The organism is Corynebacterium otitidis ATCC 51513 (assembly GCF_000296405.1).
GTDB classification, from domain to species: domain Bacteria; phylum Actinomycetota; class Actinomycetes; order Mycobacteriales; family Mycobacteriaceae; genus Corynebacterium; species Corynebacterium otitidis.
Window position 1 is genome coordinate 21,210 of the sequence record NZ_JH815192.1, and the last position, 15,460, is coordinate 36,669.

Consider the following 15,460-nt stretch of genomic DNA (forward strand, 5'->3'; position numbering starts at 1 on the left):
CGCCGCCCAGGCCCGCGGCGATGGCCCCGGCGGCCGCGGCGCCGAACCCGGCCGCGCCGACGAAGCGGCGCCGGCTGAAGCCCTCGCTACCGACGGAACCGGGGCCGGCCATCGCTAGTGGCCCTCCCCGCCGTGCTCGTGGCCGGCGTGGTCATGATCGTGGCCCTCGTGGCCGTGGTCGTGGCCCTCGCCGTGCTCGTGGGAGCCGTGGTCGTACTCCTCGCCGCCGGCGGGCATGTCGCGGACCTCGAACTCGCCGAGGTCGATGCTCTGCCCATCGGAGAGCGTGATCGACACGGGGATCGTGGTGCCGGCCTCGATGGGATCCGGGTAGTCAAGGACCATGAAGTGGTCGCCACCCGGCTCGAGCGAGACGGTCTCGCCCGCGGGGATCGTCAGGCCGCCCTCCTTGGGGCGCATCTCGCCGTCGACGATCTCGTGGATCTCGAAGGTCGCGCCCTCGAGCCCGGCCTCGAAACCGGTGACGGTGATGTCCTTGTCGCTCTCGTTGTGGATCTCGCCGAAGATGGCGGTCATGTCCGAGTCGTCGCCCTTGGCGCGCACGACGCCGTCGTGGACGTGGGCCTTGGCCTCGGCGTGCTGCTCGGAGCTCTGCGTCGTCGTCGAGGTCTCCGGGGCCTCCGAGTCGTCGGAGCCGCAGCCCACCAGGGCGGCGGACGCGCAGGCGGCGAAGCCCAGGGCCGCGAGGCGGCGGGCGGTGTGGTTAAGCATTCTTGTTCCTCCTTGCGAACACAACGATGGCGGCAGCCACGGCGATGGCCGCGATGACGCCGATGACGATCCCGACGATCGCCGCGGTGGGGACACCCTCGTCCTCGTCGGCGGCGGCCTCCGGGGCGTGGGCCTCCTCGCCCTCACCGGCGACGCTGAACTCCACCGAGCCGGGCGTGGCGTGCCCGTCCGAGGAGGTGATGTTGTAGCCGATGACGTAGTCCCCCGCGCCCGCCTCGACGTCGTCGGGCACGGGGATGGTGAAGGTCTGGCCGTCGAGCTCGGGCTCGTCGGTGTCGAAGAGCTTCTCGGGCTTGCCGTCCTCTCCCACCTCCGAGACCGCGAACGAGTTGAACTGATCCTTCGGCACGCCGGAGAAGGTCAGCGAGATCTCCTTGGGGAACTCCGCGACCGTCTCGCCCGCGGCGGGGCTCGACTCGATGACGGCGTCGTGGGCGAACGCCGGAGCGACCCCGAGCCCGAGGGCTGCGGCCGCGCCGAGCGCGCCCGCGGCCAGCCGGGCCGCGCCTCTCTTTTTGCCGGTGGTAGCGAACAAGCTTGCGCTTCCTCCTCGAAAAACTGGCTGTGGTGTTAACCGGCCCGTGGCAGGCCGTTCACAGAGATAGTCGCGGAGGGGCGGCCCGAAGTTTCCGCCTCGCGGAATTTTTTTCGTGTCCTCGATCACGTCCAAGCCGGGCGGGCGCGCACGCAAAAAAGGCCCCGGGCCGGTAACGACCCGGGGCCTTCCCCTGCTTGACCAATCGTGGTCCCAACTGGGATCGAACCAGTGACCTTTCCGGTGTGAACGGAACGCTCTTCCACTGAGCCATGGGACCATACGTCCGTTGCCCTGAGACCAATCCGCCGCGGCGGGCCGGCTCGGCAACGTGTCGCTACTCTACACACCGCGGGTCCCATCCGCCTAACCGCCCCCGGGACCTGGAGGAACGCCGCCGCGACGGCCCGCCCGGGGCGGTCGCGCCTAGTCGAACGGAGCGCTCTCGCCACACCCCGACGAGCCCGGCCCGCGCGCGTCGCTCCCCGGGGCGCCGCCCGAGAAAGCAACCAAGAAACAGGGAAACAGGTAAGCCGCGGGAGGCGCCCGCCGCCGGCCGCCGACGGCGGGCCTCGCCGCCCTTTTCGGAGACGCCGCGCCCCGTGCCGCCCCGCGCCGGCAGCGTCGAACCGAGCCGGATTGGTAACAACAGAGGGCTGCCGCGACCCGCCCGAGAGGGAAACCCCGGGTGTCCGCCGGGTGACCGCGGGGCGACGGCGAGCCGCCGCCGGGCCGACAGCCTGGGGGTTTGTCTTCGACGGGCGGGAGCTATACATTAGGTCGAGCAACGCGGAGGCGGGCCTTCCGCTTCCCCGGGTTGCGAATGCGGATGTAGCGCAGTTGGTAGCGCATCACCTTGCCATGGTGAGGGTCGCGAGTTCGAGTCTCGTCATCCGCTCCGGCGCCGGGCCCCGGTGGAAACCGGGCCCGGTTCGCGGTGGAATGGCCGAGTGGTTAGGCAACGGTCTGCAAAACCGTTTACACGGGTTCGATTCCCGTTTCCACCTCCAGCTTCTGGCGACAACACTTGCGCGTTTAGCTCAGCGGGAGAGCGCTTCCCTGACACGGAAGAGGTCACTGGTTCGATCCCAGTATCGCGCACCAAGAGGCGGCGTTTCGCCGTCTCGCTTCATGCGGATGTAGCGCAGTTGGTAGCGCATCACCTTGCCAAGGTGAGGGTCGCGAGTTCGAGTCTCGTCATCCGCTCCACTTAACGCCCCCGTGCGCCGGCCATCACCGGCCGGCCCCGGGGGCGTCGCCGTCTCTCCAGCCGAGGCCCCCTCCCCCGCTCCCCGCCGGGCGCCGGCGCGCGCCGCGGGACACCCCGGCGACGGGGCGGTCGAGGCCGTGGGAGGAGCGCCCAGAGCGGACATCCCAGCCGCCCCGAACGTACCGCTTAGTCTACTTTAAGCTTTCGAGCTCAGCGGCCCCTTCGCTTTATATTCAGCGCCTGCGGTGGGCGTTTCGGCAGCCCAGGGGCCTGACGCGGGAGCATGGTTTCGTGCGTCGGGGGTCACAGACTAGTCTCGGCGCACAACCTCGAAGGACGCAGGTTGAACAAAGGAGGCACAGGCCATGGCAAAATTCACGATGATCTCCGATACCGAGTGGCGGGAGCGCCTCAAGGAGAACGAATACCTCGTGCTGCGCCACGGCGCGACGGAGGCCCCGCACGTCGGCGAGTACACCAACACCACCACCGAAGGCGTCTACCGCTGCAAGGCCTGCGGCGCGGAGCTCTTCCGCTCGACGGAGAAGTTCGACGCCCACTGCGGGTGGCCGTCGTTCTTCTCCCCGCTCGCCGGCGACTCTGTCATCGAGATCGACGATTACTCGCTGGGCATGCACCGCATCGAGGTGCGCTGCGCGACCTGCGAGTCGCACCTCGGCCACGTCTTCGAGGGCGAGGGCTTCGACACGCCCACCGACCAGCGCTACTGCATCAACTCCATCGCCCTCGACTTAGAGGAGCGCCCGGTCTCCGACGAGGAGTCCGACGGCGGGCAGGAGCAGGCCTCCCAGGAGCGCGAGTCGAGCCGGGTGAGCGCGTCCTAGCGCCCCGGCCGCGACCTCTTTAGACCGACGACGGGCCCGGCCCCGCGGGGAGTTCCTCCCCCCGGGGCCGGGCCCACCTGTATGCCTATCTCTCGCGCGGGGCTACGCCGGCGACCCGCCTTAAGGCCTAGGGCAGCCGGGCGACGAGCTCCTCGGGCTCGAGGCGGCGCCCGGTGAAGAAGGGCACCTCCTCGCGCACGTGGCGGCGCGCCTCGGTGTAGCGCATCCGGTGCATGAGGTCGACGATCCGGCCGAGGTCGTCCGCCTCGAAGGCGAGCATCCACTCGTAGTCGCCGAGCGCGAAGGCCGGCATCGTGTTGGCCTGCACGTCCTTGAACGACGCGGCGGCGCGCCCGTGGTCGGCGAGGATTCCGCGGCGCTTCTCGGGGTCAAGGAGATACCAGTCGTAGGAGCGCACGAACGGGTAGATCGTCAGCCACTCCTTCGGCTCCTTACCCTCGATGAAGGACGGCAGGTGCGCCTTGTTGAACTCGGAGGGCCGGTGCAGCCCGTTGCCCACCCAGGTGAGCTCCGCGAGGCGGCCGAGCTCCGTGTCGCGGCGCAGCCCGTTGAGCGCGTCCTGGAGGTCCTCGAAGTTCTTTGCGTGCCACCACACGAGCAGCTCGCCGTCGGGGTTCGACCCCGAGACGAGGTAGATCCCGCGCACCGTCACGCTGGCGCGCTCCACGCCGCGCAGGTAGTCGGCGAGCTCCCGGCCGGCCTCCTCGCGGCGGCCGTTGAGCTCCCCGGGGGCGAACGAGAACACCGCCCACTGCGCGTAGCGCTGCACCTCGTTGAGCTCCTTGAGGCGCTGCTTCTCGCTGTCGTCCAACTCGTGGTAGGGCATCAGATCATCGTCCTTTCCGCCCCGGTGGCCGTGCGGCACGGGGCCTTGGTGCTACCCGCTGACACGCGCCCAGCAGGCGCCTCCCGGCCGGGGAGACAAGCCCCGGCCGGGAGGGCGCCCGCCGGCCGTGTCCCCCATGATAAGCCGCGCCCCGGCCCGCCAGCGAAGCGCTCGGGCAGGAGCCTCTGCCATCCCGTGGGCGCGCCGGCGCGCCTGGACCACCGCGCGCGCCGCGCTGGCTACCTTTGGGGACCGTGAAGGACACGGGAACTAATCCGCACCCCTCCCCCGACGCCGCGGCCCGCGAGATCCCCGCGCCGGCGGACTTCGTCTCCGCGGTCGAGTCGCTCTATCGGGCGAGGCTGCGCGGCGACATGAGCCTCGGGGACATCCGTCCGCCGCAGCGGCTCGCGCCGTACAGCCACGCGATCGGGCTCGAGGTGGAGCGCGACAGCGAGGACGACGCGTTCGGCCGGCTCATCCTCCTCCACGACCCGCGCGCCGAGGAGGCGTGGTCGGGCAAGATGCGCCTGGTGGCCTACATCCAGGCCGACATGGACGACGAGCTCGCCTCGGACCCGATGCTGCCGACCGTGGTGTGGCAGTGGCTCACCGAGGAGCTCGACGAGTCGGGCGCGGGCTACACGAACCTCGGCGGGACGGTCACCTCCACGGCCTCGGTGCGCTTCGGGGAGATCGGCGGCAAGGAGCGCAGCCACCAGGCGGAGCTGCGCGCCTCGTGGACGGCCGTGGGGCTCGACCTCGCGCCCCACGTCGAGGCGTTTGCCGGGGTGCTGGCGCACGTCGCGGGCCTGCCGCCCGAGGGCGTCGCGACGCTGCGCTAGCCTCTTAACCAAGAGTCTGACGACGCCCGGGCGCAAGTAACCCCGGGCGATGCATCACCGGAGCGGCCCCGCCGCGCGAAGGGAGCGCCCAGAAGCCCGTGCCCAGAACCCTCACCTCCCCGGCCGATGGGCGCCCGGCCCTTCGCCAGACCCCCGACGAGTTCCAGGCCGCGGCCGAGGCGCTCGCCGAGGGGCGCGGGCCGTTTGCCATCGATACCGAGCGCGCCTCGTCGTTCCGCTACGACGACCGCGTCTTCCTCCTCCAGGTGCGCCGCCGCGGGGCGGGCACCTTCCTCTTCGCGCCCGAGGGCGCCCGCCGCGAGCTCACCGCGGCGCTGAAGCCCGTGCTCGGCGGCGAGGACTGGGTGCTCCACGCCGCCGGCACGGACCTAGGGCCCCTGTCGTGGCTGGGGCTCGAGCCCGGCCGCCTCTTCGACACGGAGCTCGCCGGCAGGCTCGCGGGGTTTGACCGCGTCAACCTCGCCGCGATGCTCGAGCGGGTCTTCGACGTCACGCTCCTTAAGGGCCACGGCGCGGAGGACTGGTCGACCGCCCCGCTGCCGGCGGAGTGGCTCGACTACGCCGCGCTCGACGTGGAGCTCCTCCTCGAGCTCGCCGAGGCCCTCACCGAGATCCTCGACTCCCAGGGCAAGCTCGAGTGGGCCGAAGAGGACTTCCGGGCGCTCGCCGCGGAGCACCGATCCGAGCCCCGCCCCGAGCGCCGCTGGGACCGGGTGAAAAGCATCGGGAAGCTGCGCTCGCCGAGGCAGCTCGCCGTGGCGCGCGGGCTCTTCGAGTGGCGCGAGGACCGCGCCCGCAAGGAGGACCTCTCCCCGCACCTCGTGATGCGCGACCGGGCGCTGCTCGCGCTCGCGGAGAACCCGCCGCGCTCCCCCGCCGAGGTGCGCCGCGCGCCCTACATGGGCTCTAGGCAGCGCGGCCTCGAGCGAGAGATCATGGACGCGGTGACCAAGGCCTTAAAGTCGCCGCGCAGCCGCTGGCCGAGGCGCCTCGAGCCGCGCCACGAGCACCCGCCGCACCAGTCGTGGCCGAGCCGCTACCCCAAGGCCGCCGCTGCGCTCGAGGCGATCCGCGGGCGCCTCGACACCCTCTCCGAGCGCATCGACGTGCCGCGCGAGAACATCGTCCAGCCCTCGGCGCTGCGCGCCGTGGTGTGGGACGCCACCGAGCGCGGCACCGTGCACTCCACCCGCGACCTGCAGCTCGACCTCTCCGAGCGGGGCGCGCGCCCCTGGCAGCGCGAGCTCGTCGTGCCGCTCATGGCGGGCCTTTACTAGCGGGCGACGGCTCGGTACGACGCAGAAAAAGGGGCCGGGCGCGCCGCGGTGGCGCTCCCGGCCCCTTCTTGGGCGCTCAGCCGCGCGCTAGAGGTTGAGCGACTGCGCGACCGCCTCGTTGACGAGCGAGCCGCCGCGGGTCATGAGACCCTCGCCAAGCCCGGCGTCCGCGGCGAGCGCCCGGTCGACCCCGTCGGCCGCGATGCGGCGGATATACGGCAGGGTGACGCTGCCCAGCGCCCGGGTGGAGGTGTGCGCCACCGCGCCGGGCATGTTCGGCACGCAGTAGAAGAGCGTCTCGCCGACCGTGAAGGTCGGCTCGTCGTGCGAGGTGGGCCGCGAGTCCTCGAAGCAGCCGCCCTGGTCGATCGCGACGTCGACGACGACCGCGCCGGGGCGCATGTTGAGGGCCTGCTCGTGGCTGACGAGCTTCGGGGCTCGCCTGCCGGTCACCAGCACCGCGCCGACGACGAGGTCGGCGGTGGCGACCTCCTGGGCGACGGTCACCGGGTCGGAAAACAGCGTGCGCACCGCGCCGTGGTACTGCTGGTCGATGGCGCGCAGCGCGGCGGGGTTGACGTCGAGGACGGTAACGTCGCCGCGCAGCCCGTGGGCCATGGCGACGGCGGCCTGGCCGACGTGCCCGCCGCCGATGACGACGACCTTGCCGGGCGGGGTGCCGGGCACGCCGGGCAGCAGCACGCCGCGCCCGCCGTGCACGCTCTTGAGGTGGTGGGCGCCCTCGATGACGGAGAGGCGCCCGGCGACCTCGCTCATGGGCGCGAGCAGCGGCAGGTCGCCGGCGCGGCCGCGGACCGTCTCGTAGGCGATGGACGTCGCGCCCGAGTCGACGAGCGCGCGGGTGAGCTCCTCCTCCGCGGCGAGGTGGAGGTACGTGAAGACGGTGAGGTCCGCTCGCAGGTAGCGGTGCTCCTCGGGCAGGGGCTGCTTGACCTTGATGACGAGGTCCGCGCGGCCCCACGCCTCCTCGGCGGTGGCGACGACCTCCGCGCCGGCGGCGCGGTAGGCCTCGTCGCCGAACGAGGAGGCCGCCCCGGCGCCGGCCTCGACGAGGACGTCGTGCCCGTCGCCGACGAGCACCTCCACGCCGTTCGGGGCGAGGGCGACGCGGCCCTCGTTGTTCATGATCTCCTTGGGAATGCCGATGATCACAGGGGCTCTCCTTGCCACGTCTCGACTAGCCGTCGGGCGGCGCGGGGCCCGCGGGGCTGGTCGCTCCGCGCGGGCCGGGCGCGCCGCCCGACAGGCTTAGGGGAAATTTTATTCCTACGCTACCACCTAGCGGCGGGCGCGCGCCCCGCTCACGGCGGCGAAGCGGGGGCGAAGGAAGCGGCGGGCGGCCTCGGCGATGCCGGCGGCATCGAGCCCCACCTCGGCAAGCAGCTCGGCGCGGGACATGTGCTCGGGGAAGAGCGCGGGGAACGCGCAGTGGCGCACGGGCACGTCGATGTCGCGCCCGGCGAGCCACTCCGAGAGCTGCGAGCCGATGCCGCCCCGGGCCATGCCGTCCTCGACGGTGAGGACGAGGTCGGACGCCGCGGCGAGCCCCCCGAGCGACTCGGCGACGGGCGCGACCCAGCGGGGGTCGACGACGGTGACGGCGGCGCCCTCGGCGCTTAAGGCCTCGGCCGCGCCGAGGGCCTCCCCGGCGAGCGCGCCGACGCTGACGAGAAGCACCCGCGGCGCGCCGTTGGGGGCCTCGGAGGAGGAGTCGAAGATCGTCTCCACCCCGTCGGGGGCGGCGTCGATGGCGGGGATCTCCTCGGGCAGGGAGCCCTTGGGGTAGCGCACGATGGTGGGCCCGTCCTCGACGGCGACGGCCTCGCGGAACAGCTCGGAGAGCCGCCTGCCGTCGCGGGGCGCGGCGATGCGCACGCCCGGCACGAGCGAGCCGATGACCATGTCCCACAGCCCGTTGTGGCTCGCCCCGTCGGTGCCGGTCACGCCAGCGCGGTCGAGGACGATCGTCACCGGCTGGGAGAGCAGCCCGACGTCCATGGCGAGCTGGTCGAAGCCGCGGTTCAAAAACGTCGCGTACAGCGCGACGACGGGGTGCAGGCCCGACAGCGCGAGCCCCGCCGCGGAGGTCAGGGCGTGCTGCTCGGCGATGCCGACGTCGACGAAGCGATCGGGGAAGCGCGCCTTGAACGGCTCGAGGCCGGTGGGCCCGGCCATCGCCGCGGTGATCGCGACGACGTCGTCGCGGCGCTCGCCGAGTTCGACGAGCTCGGCGGAGAACACGTCGGTAAAGCCCCGCGAGGAGCGCGCGATCGGCCGGCCGGTGGCCGCGTCGATGGGGCCCGAGGAGTGCATGAAGTCGTCCGACTCGGTGCTCGCCGGCGGGTAGCCGCGGCCCTTCTCGGTGACGGTGTGGACGATGATCGGGCCGCGGTAGTCGCGCGCGTAGCGGAACGCGTCGATAAGGGCGCCGAGGTCGTGGCCGGGCACGGGCCCGATGTTCTTCATGCCCAGCTCGGGGAACATCTCGGCGGGGATGACGGAGGACTTCACGCCCTCCTTGAACGCGTGGAGCGCCTCGAAGGTGCGCTGCCCCACCCGCCCTAAGGACTTCAGGGTGGACTTGCCCTGCTCCATGACCCGGTCGTAGGTGTTGAGCATGCGCAGCCGGTAGAGGTTCTCCGCGAAGCCGCCGATCGTCGGCGAGTAGCTGCGCCCGTTGTCGTTGACGACGATGACGACGTTGCGCCGCTCGTCCTCGGCGATGTTGTTGAGCGCCTCCCAACACATCCCGCCGGTGAGCGCCCCGTCGCCGACGACGGCGACGACGGTGCGCTCGGCCTCACCGCGGATCGCGAAGCCACGGGAGAGCCCGTCGGCGTACGACAGCGCCGCCGAGGCGTGCGAGGACTCGGTCCAGTCGTGCTCGCTCTCCGAGCGGTTGGTGTAGCCCGACAGCCCACCCTTGGAGCGCAGCCGATCGAAGCCGCCGGCCCGGCCGGTGAGGATCTTGTGCACGTAGGCCTGGTGCGACGTGTCGAAGACGATGGGGTCCTTCGGCGAATCGAACACGGCGTGCAGCGCGACGGTGAGCTCCACGACGCCCAGGTTGGGGCCCATGTGCCCGCCGGTGCGCGAGACCTTCTCGATCAAGAAGCGGCGGATCTCGTCGGCGAGCTCCCCGAGCTCCTCATCGCTCAGGCCCTTCAGCTCCGCGGGCGAGGTCACGCGTCGAAGAATGCTCATGCGTCGAATCGGCTCCTTGGCGGCTGTCATATCGATCGGCGAGGAAATCAAACGGGGAAAACTACTCGGGCCCGCCCCCCCCCCACGGCCCCGAGGACGGCTGTCTGTCGGTTGAAGTATCAGCAAGCCTAGTTCACGCCCCCCGCGCGGCCCGAGCCGCGTCAGGCCGGGGTAAGAAGCGCGATGGCCTCCGCGTGGTGGGTGCCGGGGAACGCGTCGACGAGCTCCACGCGGCGCGCCCGGTATCCGGCGCGCGCCCAGGCGCCCAGGTCGCGGGCCAGGGTCGCGGGGTCGCAGCCGACGTGGACGACCGCGCTGGGCGCGGCGGCGGCGACCCGCCCGACGACCGCCTCACCCGCGCCGGAGCGCGGCGGGTCGAGCACCACGAGCCTGGGCCTGGGCAGGTGCGCGACCGCCGACTCGACGCGGGCGCGGTGGAAGCGCCGCGTCGCTAAGCGGGGCTCCGGGGTCGTCGCGCCGCCCGCGGCGCGGGAGAGGTCCACGGAGTGGATCTCCGCGCCCTCGCCGAGGGCACTCGCGATGGTCGGTACGAAGAGCCCCACCCCGCCGTAGAGGTCCCAGCCCACCGGCCGGCCCGGGCCCGCCTCGGCGAGGCCCTCCTCGGCGAGGCCGGAGACGATGTCGACGTAGGCCTCCGGGGCGGCCTCATGGGCCTGCCAGAACGCCGCGACCGGCACCGAGAAGCGATCCTCGCCCACGACCTGCTCGACGGCGGCCGGGCCATCGAGGCGCCGCTCGACGCGCTCCGCGCGCCGCCCGCGGCCCGCGCGGCGGGTCTCCACGAGGCCGCGCCGCCCGTTCGAGCCGAGCGCGGCGATAAGCTCCGCGCCGGGGGTGAAGCGCCCCGCGCCCTCCCCGACGACGCCGGCGAGCAGCCCGGGCGCGTTCTGGGCGCACTCTTTGCCCGCGAGCACCTCGCGGGAGCGGGCGCGCCGAAAGCCCGCGCGGCCCTCCGCATCGACCCCGAGGCGCGCCCGGGTGCGCCAGCCCGTGGCGGGCGCGAGGCTGCGCGCCGCGATCGGCGGGAGCTCCTCCAACCCGCCGAGCCGCGAGAGCTGGTCGTTGAGGATCTCCTCCTTGAGGCGCAGCTGCGCGGCGGGCGCGAGCGGCGAGAAGTCGCAGCAGCCCGCGCCGGCGGCGAACGCCGGGCAGGGCTCCTCGGTGCGCAAGGCGGAGGGCTGGAGGATTCGGGCGATCTCGGCCTGGGCGTGGGACTTCTTGTTCTTGGTGATCGCGGCGTCGACGACGTCGCCGGGGAACGCCCCGGCCACGAAGACGACCTTCCCGTCGATCGTGCCGATCCCGCGGCCGCCGTGGGCCATGCGCTCGACGGTGATGGTGGCGGTCTCGCTCAACGCTCCTCCTCGTGCTCGGCGGGGGCAGGGTCCCCCGCGGCGTCGTTGTCCTCGGCCTCGGCGGGGCTAAGCGCGCGGCGGGCGCGGCGCACCTGCCAGATGGTCACCGCGACGACCGCGGCGGTGAGCGGCAGGCCCATGATGAGGCGCGCGACGCCCAGCGCGGTGGTCTCCTCGGCGTCGTAGAAGAACTGCTGGACGACGAACCTCGCGGCGAACACCGCCGCCCACGCGGCCGTCGCCCAGCCGTACGCGGCGCGCGCGACGCGGTGGGCGCGCCAGCGGGTGCCGCGCCCGTTGAGGCCCTCCCACACGACGCCGACGATCGGCCAGCCGGCGATCAGCGAGGCGACGCACACGACGCAGAACACGGCCGAGGCCCAGATCCCGAAGAGGAAGTAGCCGCGCGCCTCGCCCATGAACCACGCGATCGCCGCGCAGAACGCCACGCCGATGAACCCGCTGATCGCGGGCTGGAGGCTGTCCCTGCGCAGCAGCCGCCACACGAAGACCGCCGCGGCGACCGACAGGGCCGCGATAAGCGCCGGGCCCATGGAGGAGAGCGCCTCGACGGGCACTAACACGACGACGGGCAGAACGGTGGCGAGCATGCCGCGCACCCCGCCGAGCTGCGCGAGCAGGGTCGGCCCGTCGATGGTCGGCCCCCCGGTATCGCGCCCGCCGTCTAATCGCTCGTCGTCGCTCATCGGGATCCTGGGGCTCCTCACGTTCCGCTCGGCTGGGCCGCGCCCCAAAAAAGGTAGGAACCGCGGGGCGCGGTCGATCCCGGTCACTCTAGCGCACCGGGGCGCGCCGGCCGGTACCGGCGCCGGCGGCGCCCGCCTCCTAGGCCTGGCGGTTGTCGCCCGGGCCCTGGCCGGGGACCTGCGGGGGCTTCTGGCCCGGGTTCTGCTGCGCGGCCTGACCCTGGGGCGCCTGGCCCTGGCCCTTGCCCTGGCGGCGGCGCACCGCCTCGGCGACGCGCTTGGCGAGCTGCGGGGGCAGAACGACCGGCAGCGACTCGCCGGCGAGGATGGGCTTCTCGCCGCGGTAGACGAACGTGCGGGCGGTGACCTCCCGGGCGAGGTCGGCGAGCTCCGCGGCCTTGTCCTTCGGCCCGGCGGCGGTGATGCGCAGCATCCAGCGCGGCCCGTCGGCGCCGATGACTCGGCTCTCGGCCTTCTCGGTGGCGGTTACGATCTCCCGGCCCCACGGCCCGGAGTCGAGCTCGGGGGCCATGCCGCGCTCGCGCATCGTGTCGGTGAGCTCGGAGATGGAGTCCTCCCACAGCCCGCCGGAGGTGGGCGCGGCGAACGCGACCGGGGTGAGCCGGCCGACCGGGGTGAGGATGTGGACCATGCGCGGGCCCTTGTCGGACATCTCGACCTGGACCTGGGAGCCCTTGGGCATGGGCACCCGCATCGAGCCGAGGTTCAAGATCCCGACGGCGAAGTCCGCGAAGTTGAACTCGGTGATGTCGAGGGTGTCCCCGTCGAACGGGCCGGTCTCCCCGCCGCCCTCGGGCGCGGGCGAGGCCTCCGCGGCCGGCGCCGCGTCGGCGGGCTCGGGCCGCTCGGCGGGCTTCTCGTCCCCCGGCGCCGCGGCCGGCTCCTCGCCCTCGGGCCGGGCGGCGGCCTTTTGCGGGGCCTGGTTCTCAGCGCCGGCCGCGTTCCCCTCGGCGGGGGCCTGCTCGGCCGGGGCCTCGGGCGCCGGCGCGGCCTCCTCGGCCGCGGGCTCGGCCTTCGGCTCGTTCGCCTCGGCGGGGGCCTTATCCTTGTTCTTCTTTCCGAAGGGCCACAGGGCCATGCGGGGTCCACTCCTCCCGGTTCGTCACGGTGTCGCTTATCTCACGTGTGGCGGTCTCGCGCCGCGGCGCCGCTGGCTAGCGGCCGGTCGAGCCGTAGCCGCCCGCGCCGCGCGCCGTCTCGGAGAGCTCGTCGGCCTCGACGACGTCGACGAGCTCGACGCGCTGCACGAGGAGCTGCGCTACGCGCTGGCCCCGCTCGACGCGCGCGGGGCGCTCGGGGTCCAGGTTAATGAGCAGCACCTTGAGCTCGCCGCGGTAGCCCGCGTCGATGGTGCCCGGGGTGTTCAAGACGGTCACACCGCTGCGCGCCGCGAGGCCCGATCGGGGGTGGATGAGCCCCACGGTGCCCGGCGGGAGCTCCACGGCGATGCCCGTGCCGACGAGCCGGCGCTCCCCCGGCTGAAGGACGGCGTCTTCGATGGAATAGAGGTCCGCGCCCGCGTCGTCGGGGTGGGCCCTGGTGGGCAGCGTGGCCTCCGGGGTGAGGCGTTGAACTCGGATGGCGTCAGTCACGCCCCGGATGCTACCAGCGCGCCGGTGGGCCCCGAGGCCGGGCGAGTGCCGTGCCGTAGACTCTGTAGACCGTGCGGAATTCCACTCGTGCAAGGGACTCGGCCGGCGGCGCCGTCGTGTATCGGGAGCGGCAGTGGGTGCCGGCCTACTGGTGGGTCATGGCGGCCGCGGTCGTCGCGCTGCTCACCGCGCAGCTCGCGCTCAACCGCTCGGTGGCGTGGCTTATCGGCGGCCTCGTCGTGTTCGGCGCGGTCGCCGTGTGGATCCTCCTGTGGGCGTCCTCGACCGTCGTCGAGGTCGTCGAGGACGCCTCCGGCACCCGGTGGCTGAGCGTCTCGGGCGCGCGGCTGCCCAACGACGTCGTCGCCCGCAGCCTCGCGGTGCCCGCGACCGCGAAGCGCGCGGCGATGGGCACCCAGCTCGACCCGGCGGCGTTCGTCGTGTCCCACGGCTGGGTCCACGAGATGGTCGCGCTCGTCCTCGACGACCCGAAGGATCCCACCCCCTACTGGCTGGTGGGCACCACCGACCCGGAGGGGCTGCTGCGCGCGTTCGTGCCCGACCAGGCCGAGGACGCCGCCGCTCCCCTCGGCTGACGGCGCCCGCCCGCGGAGCGCGGGCCCGGGCGCATCGTCGGCCGGGCCGCTGCGTGCGCGGCCCCGACGCTTAGACGCAGTCGCGGCAGACGTCCCGGCCGGCCTCGGTGGTGTACGCCCGCCTCGAGAGCCGCTGCACGGTGAAGCACGAGGAGCAGGTGAACTCGTTCTTGCGCCGGGGCTTCACGGTCGTCTCCAGGGTCTCGTCGACGGTGTCGTCGCCGCGCGGGGTGAACGAGTCGACGATGTTGCCGTCCTCGTCGACGGCGTCGGCGTTGTCCTCCGCCTCGCGCAGGTCCTCGAGCGACTCGGCGGCAACAGAGCCGCCCTCGTCCTCGCCGCCGGGCTGCTCGTCAAAGCGGTCGGCCATGGCTGCCATCCCTCCTTCTGACATGTCCCTCGGGTGGGCGGGCTGTAGCCGCCCGCCGCGGCGTGTGGCGCGCCGTCGAGCCCGAGGCTAGCCCGCCGCGGGGGTGGAGTGAAGCACCCCGCGCCGCGCCCGCCCCGGGGCTTTCTCGGGCGCTTTGTACACTGTCCGACCATGACAAGAGAAGCCTTCGGCGTCGACATCGGCGGATCGGGCATCAAGGCCGCCCGCGTCGACCTGACCACCGGCGAGTTCTTAGCCCCCAGGCATCGCATCGCCACCCCGAAGCCCGCCACCCCGCAGGCGGTGGCCGGCACCGTGCGCGAGCTCGTCGAGCACTTCTCCTGGGGCGGGCCGGTGGGCATCACCCTGCCCTCGGTGGTCACCGACCAGACCGCGCACTCGGCGGCGAATATCGACGACTCGTGGGTGGGCGTCCACGTCGGCGCGCTCTTCGAGGAGGCGCTCGGCGGCCGGGAGGTGAGCGTCCTCAACGACGCGGACGCCGCGGGCATCGCCGAGTGCCGCTTCGGGGACCCGCGCATCACCGACGGGCCCGTCATCTTCCTCACCCTCGGCACGGGGATCGGCTCGGCGTTCCTCCTCGACGGCCAGCTCTTCCCCAACACGGAGATCGGCCACCTGCAGGTCGGCAAGAAGGAGGCCGAGCACCGCGCCTCGGCGTCCGCGAAGGAGCGCCACGAGTGGAGCTACCCTGCCTGGGCGAAGCGCCTAAGTAGGGTGCTGCGCTCCTACGAGCACCTCTTCCACCCGAGGCTCTTCGTCATCGGCGGCGGGGTCTCCAAGCACGCGGAGCGCTGGGTGCCCCACCTCGAGCTCGACACGCCGGTCGTGCCGGCCAGCCTGAAGAACTCCGCGGGCATCGTCGGCGCGGCGCTCGCCGCCGCCGAAGGCATCAAGCCCTAAGGACCCCGCCCGCCGCCCCTCGTGGGGCGCGCGAGGGCACGACACGCGCCCGCTTGTCAACCTCTAGTAGCTAGTTCACGCGCGATTCCGCTACACTGGAAGTTTGTTGGTCGCCGCCCCGGGGCCTTAACGGACACAACCCGGGTCGGCAGCCGCGGCTTGGCGTGGCCGCGCTCGGAGTCACGCCCGCGCCACCCCGGTTATGCGGGCCGCCTCGCGGGCGGCCCCGGCGACCGGGATCCGGCGTCGGGCGCGACTCCCAGCCACCCGGTCGCTCTCGGGCGGGAATGACTCCCCCGTCGGTGCTTGTTGTCGT

The 15,460-nt window shown here is 72.9% G+C and carries 14 protein-coding genes, 5 tRNA genes and 1 pseudogene; 9 read left to right on the top strand and 11 right to left on the bottom strand.

Going from position 1 to position 15,460, the window contains the following annotated elements:
* Nucleotides 1–114: 114 nt before the first annotated feature.
* The 3 genes from HMPREF9719_RS00100 to HMPREF9719_RS00110 all read right to left on the bottom strand — a co-directional run bounded on the left by HMPREF9719_RS00100 (nt 115) and on the right by HMPREF9719_RS00110 (nt 1,568).
* Nucleotides 115–732 (bottom strand): copper chaperone PCu(A)C, encoded by a 618-nt coding sequence (locus tag HMPREF9719_RS00100; protein ID WP_004599911.1) that lies wholly within the window; start codon nt 730–732, stop codon nt 115–117.
* Nucleotides 725–1,288, bottom strand: a complete 564-nt coding sequence (locus HMPREF9719_RS00105) for a copper resistance CopC family protein (protein ID WP_004599912.1) — start codon at nt 1,286–1,288, stop codon at nt 725–727. Before HMPREF9719_RS00105 ends, HMPREF9719_RS00100 begins: the two co-directional genes overlap by 8 nt.
* Nucleotides 1,289–1,496: 208 nt before the next feature.
* A tRNA-Val gene (locus HMPREF9719_RS00110) sits at nt 1,497–1,568 on the bottom strand.
* Between the two features lie 545 nt (nt 1,569–2,113).
* On the opposite strand from HMPREF9719_RS00110, the gene HMPREF9719_RS00115 reads away from it, so the two are divergent.
* From HMPREF9719_RS00115 to msrB, 5 genes and pseudogenes are all read left to right on the top strand, one after another.
* Nucleotides 2,114–2,186, top strand: a tRNA-Gly gene (locus tag HMPREF9719_RS00115).
* A gap of 38 nt (nt 2,187–2,224) precedes the next feature.
* Nucleotides 2,225–2,298, top strand: a tRNA-Cys gene (locus tag HMPREF9719_RS00120).
* Nucleotides 2,299–2,317: 19 nt separating this feature from the next.
* Nucleotides 2,318–2,392: transfer RNA gene (locus HMPREF9719_RS00125), tRNA-Val, on the top strand.
* Between the two features lie 29 nt (nt 2,393–2,421).
* Nucleotides 2,422–2,497 (top strand) — tRNA-Gly (locus HMPREF9719_RS00130).
* A 366-nt stretch (nt 2,498–2,863) separates the two neighbouring features.
* Nucleotides 2,864–3,274: pseudogene (msrB, locus tag HMPREF9719_RS00135) on the top strand (peptide-methionine (R)-S-oxide reductase MsrB); the annotation flags it as partial.
* Nucleotides 3,275–3,470: 196 nt separating this feature from the next.
* Here msrB and hemQ read toward each other — a convergent pair.
* On the bottom strand, nt 3,471–4,190 hold the full coding sequence (gene hemQ, locus HMPREF9719_RS00140; RefSeq protein WP_004599914.1) for a hydrogen peroxide-dependent heme synthase: 720 nt from the start codon (nt 4,188–4,190) through the stop codon (nt 3,471–3,473).
* A gap of 308 nt (nt 4,191–4,498) precedes the next feature.
* Here hemQ and HMPREF9719_RS00145 point away from each other — a divergent pair, with 308 nt between their 5' ends.
* A complete protein-coding gene (locus HMPREF9719_RS00145) occupies nt 4,499–5,035 on the top strand; it encodes a DUF3000 domain-containing protein (RefSeq protein ID WP_237737878.1) in 537 nt (178 codons plus the stop codon).
* A gap of 98 nt (nt 5,036–5,133) precedes the next feature.
* Nucleotides 5,134–6,333 (top strand): HRDC domain-containing protein, encoded by a 1,200-nt coding sequence (locus tag HMPREF9719_RS00150; protein ID WP_004599916.1) that lies wholly within the window; start codon nt 5,134–5,136, stop codon nt 6,331–6,333.
* Nucleotides 6,334–6,420: 87 nt separating this feature from the next.
* Here HMPREF9719_RS00150 and ald read toward each other — a convergent pair whose 3' ends face one another.
* From ald to dut, 6 genes are all read right to left on the bottom strand, one after another.
* Complete coding sequence (gene ald, locus HMPREF9719_RS00155) at nt 6,421–7,506, bottom strand: alanine dehydrogenase (protein ID WP_004599917.1); 1,086 nt, start codon at nt 7,504–7,506, stop codon at nt 6,421–6,423.
* A 126-nt stretch (nt 7,507–7,632) separates the two neighbouring features.
* Complete coding sequence (gene dxs, locus HMPREF9719_RS00160) at nt 7,633–9,558, bottom strand: 1-deoxy-D-xylulose-5-phosphate synthase (protein WP_004599918.1); 1,926 nt, start codon at nt 9,556–9,558, stop codon at nt 7,633–7,635.
* Nucleotides 9,559–9,719: 161 nt separating this feature from the next.
* Complete coding sequence (locus HMPREF9719_RS00165; RefSeq protein WP_004599919.1) at nt 9,720–10,934, bottom strand: class I SAM-dependent RNA methyltransferase; 1,215 nt, start codon at nt 10,932–10,934, stop codon at nt 9,720–9,722.
* The gene (locus HMPREF9719_RS00170; protein WP_004599920.1) at nt 10,931–11,641 is read right to left on the bottom strand and encodes a DUF3159 domain-containing protein; all 711 of its coding nucleotides are present in this window, start codon (nt 11,639–11,641) and stop codon (nt 10,931–10,933) included. Before HMPREF9719_RS00170 ends, HMPREF9719_RS00165 begins: the two co-directional genes overlap by 4 nt.
* 139 nt (nt 11,642–11,780) lie before the next feature.
* Nucleotides 11,781–12,740: a DUF3710 domain-containing protein gene (locus HMPREF9719_RS00175; RefSeq protein ID WP_004599921.1), complete on the bottom strand. Its 960-nt coding sequence runs from the start codon at nt 12,738–12,740 to the stop codon at nt 11,781–11,783.
* A 76-nt stretch (nt 12,741–12,816) separates the two neighbouring features.
* Nucleotides 12,817–13,254: a dUTP diphosphatase gene (dut, locus tag HMPREF9719_RS00180; RefSeq protein WP_004599922.1), complete on the bottom strand. Its 438-nt coding sequence runs from the start codon at nt 13,252–13,254 to the stop codon at nt 12,817–12,819.
* A gap of 71 nt (nt 13,255–13,325) precedes the next feature.
* Between dut and HMPREF9719_RS00185 the strand changes: the two genes are divergently transcribed.
* On the top strand, nt 13,326–13,850 hold the full coding sequence (locus HMPREF9719_RS00185; RefSeq protein ID WP_038082682.1) for a DUF3093 domain-containing protein: 525 nt from the start codon (nt 13,326–13,328) through the stop codon (nt 13,848–13,850).
* A gap of 70 nt (nt 13,851–13,920) precedes the next feature.
* On the opposite strand, the gene HMPREF9719_RS00190 is transcribed toward HMPREF9719_RS00185, so the two are convergent.
* Nucleotides 13,921–14,220: a DUF4193 family protein gene (locus tag HMPREF9719_RS00190; protein ID WP_004599924.1), complete on the bottom strand. Its 300-nt coding sequence runs from the start codon at nt 14,218–14,220 to the stop codon at nt 13,921–13,923.
* 171 nt (nt 14,221–14,391) lie between these two features.
* On the opposite strand from HMPREF9719_RS00190, the gene ppgK reads away from it, so the two are divergent.
* Nucleotides 14,392–15,144 carry a polyphosphate--glucose phosphotransferase gene (ppgK, locus tag HMPREF9719_RS00195; RefSeq protein ID WP_004599925.1) on the top strand — a complete coding sequence of 251 codons (753 nt, stop codon included), beginning with the start codon at nt 14,392–14,394 and terminating at the stop codon, nt 15,142–15,144.
* The last annotated feature ends 316 nt before the right edge of the window (nt 15,145–15,460 follow it).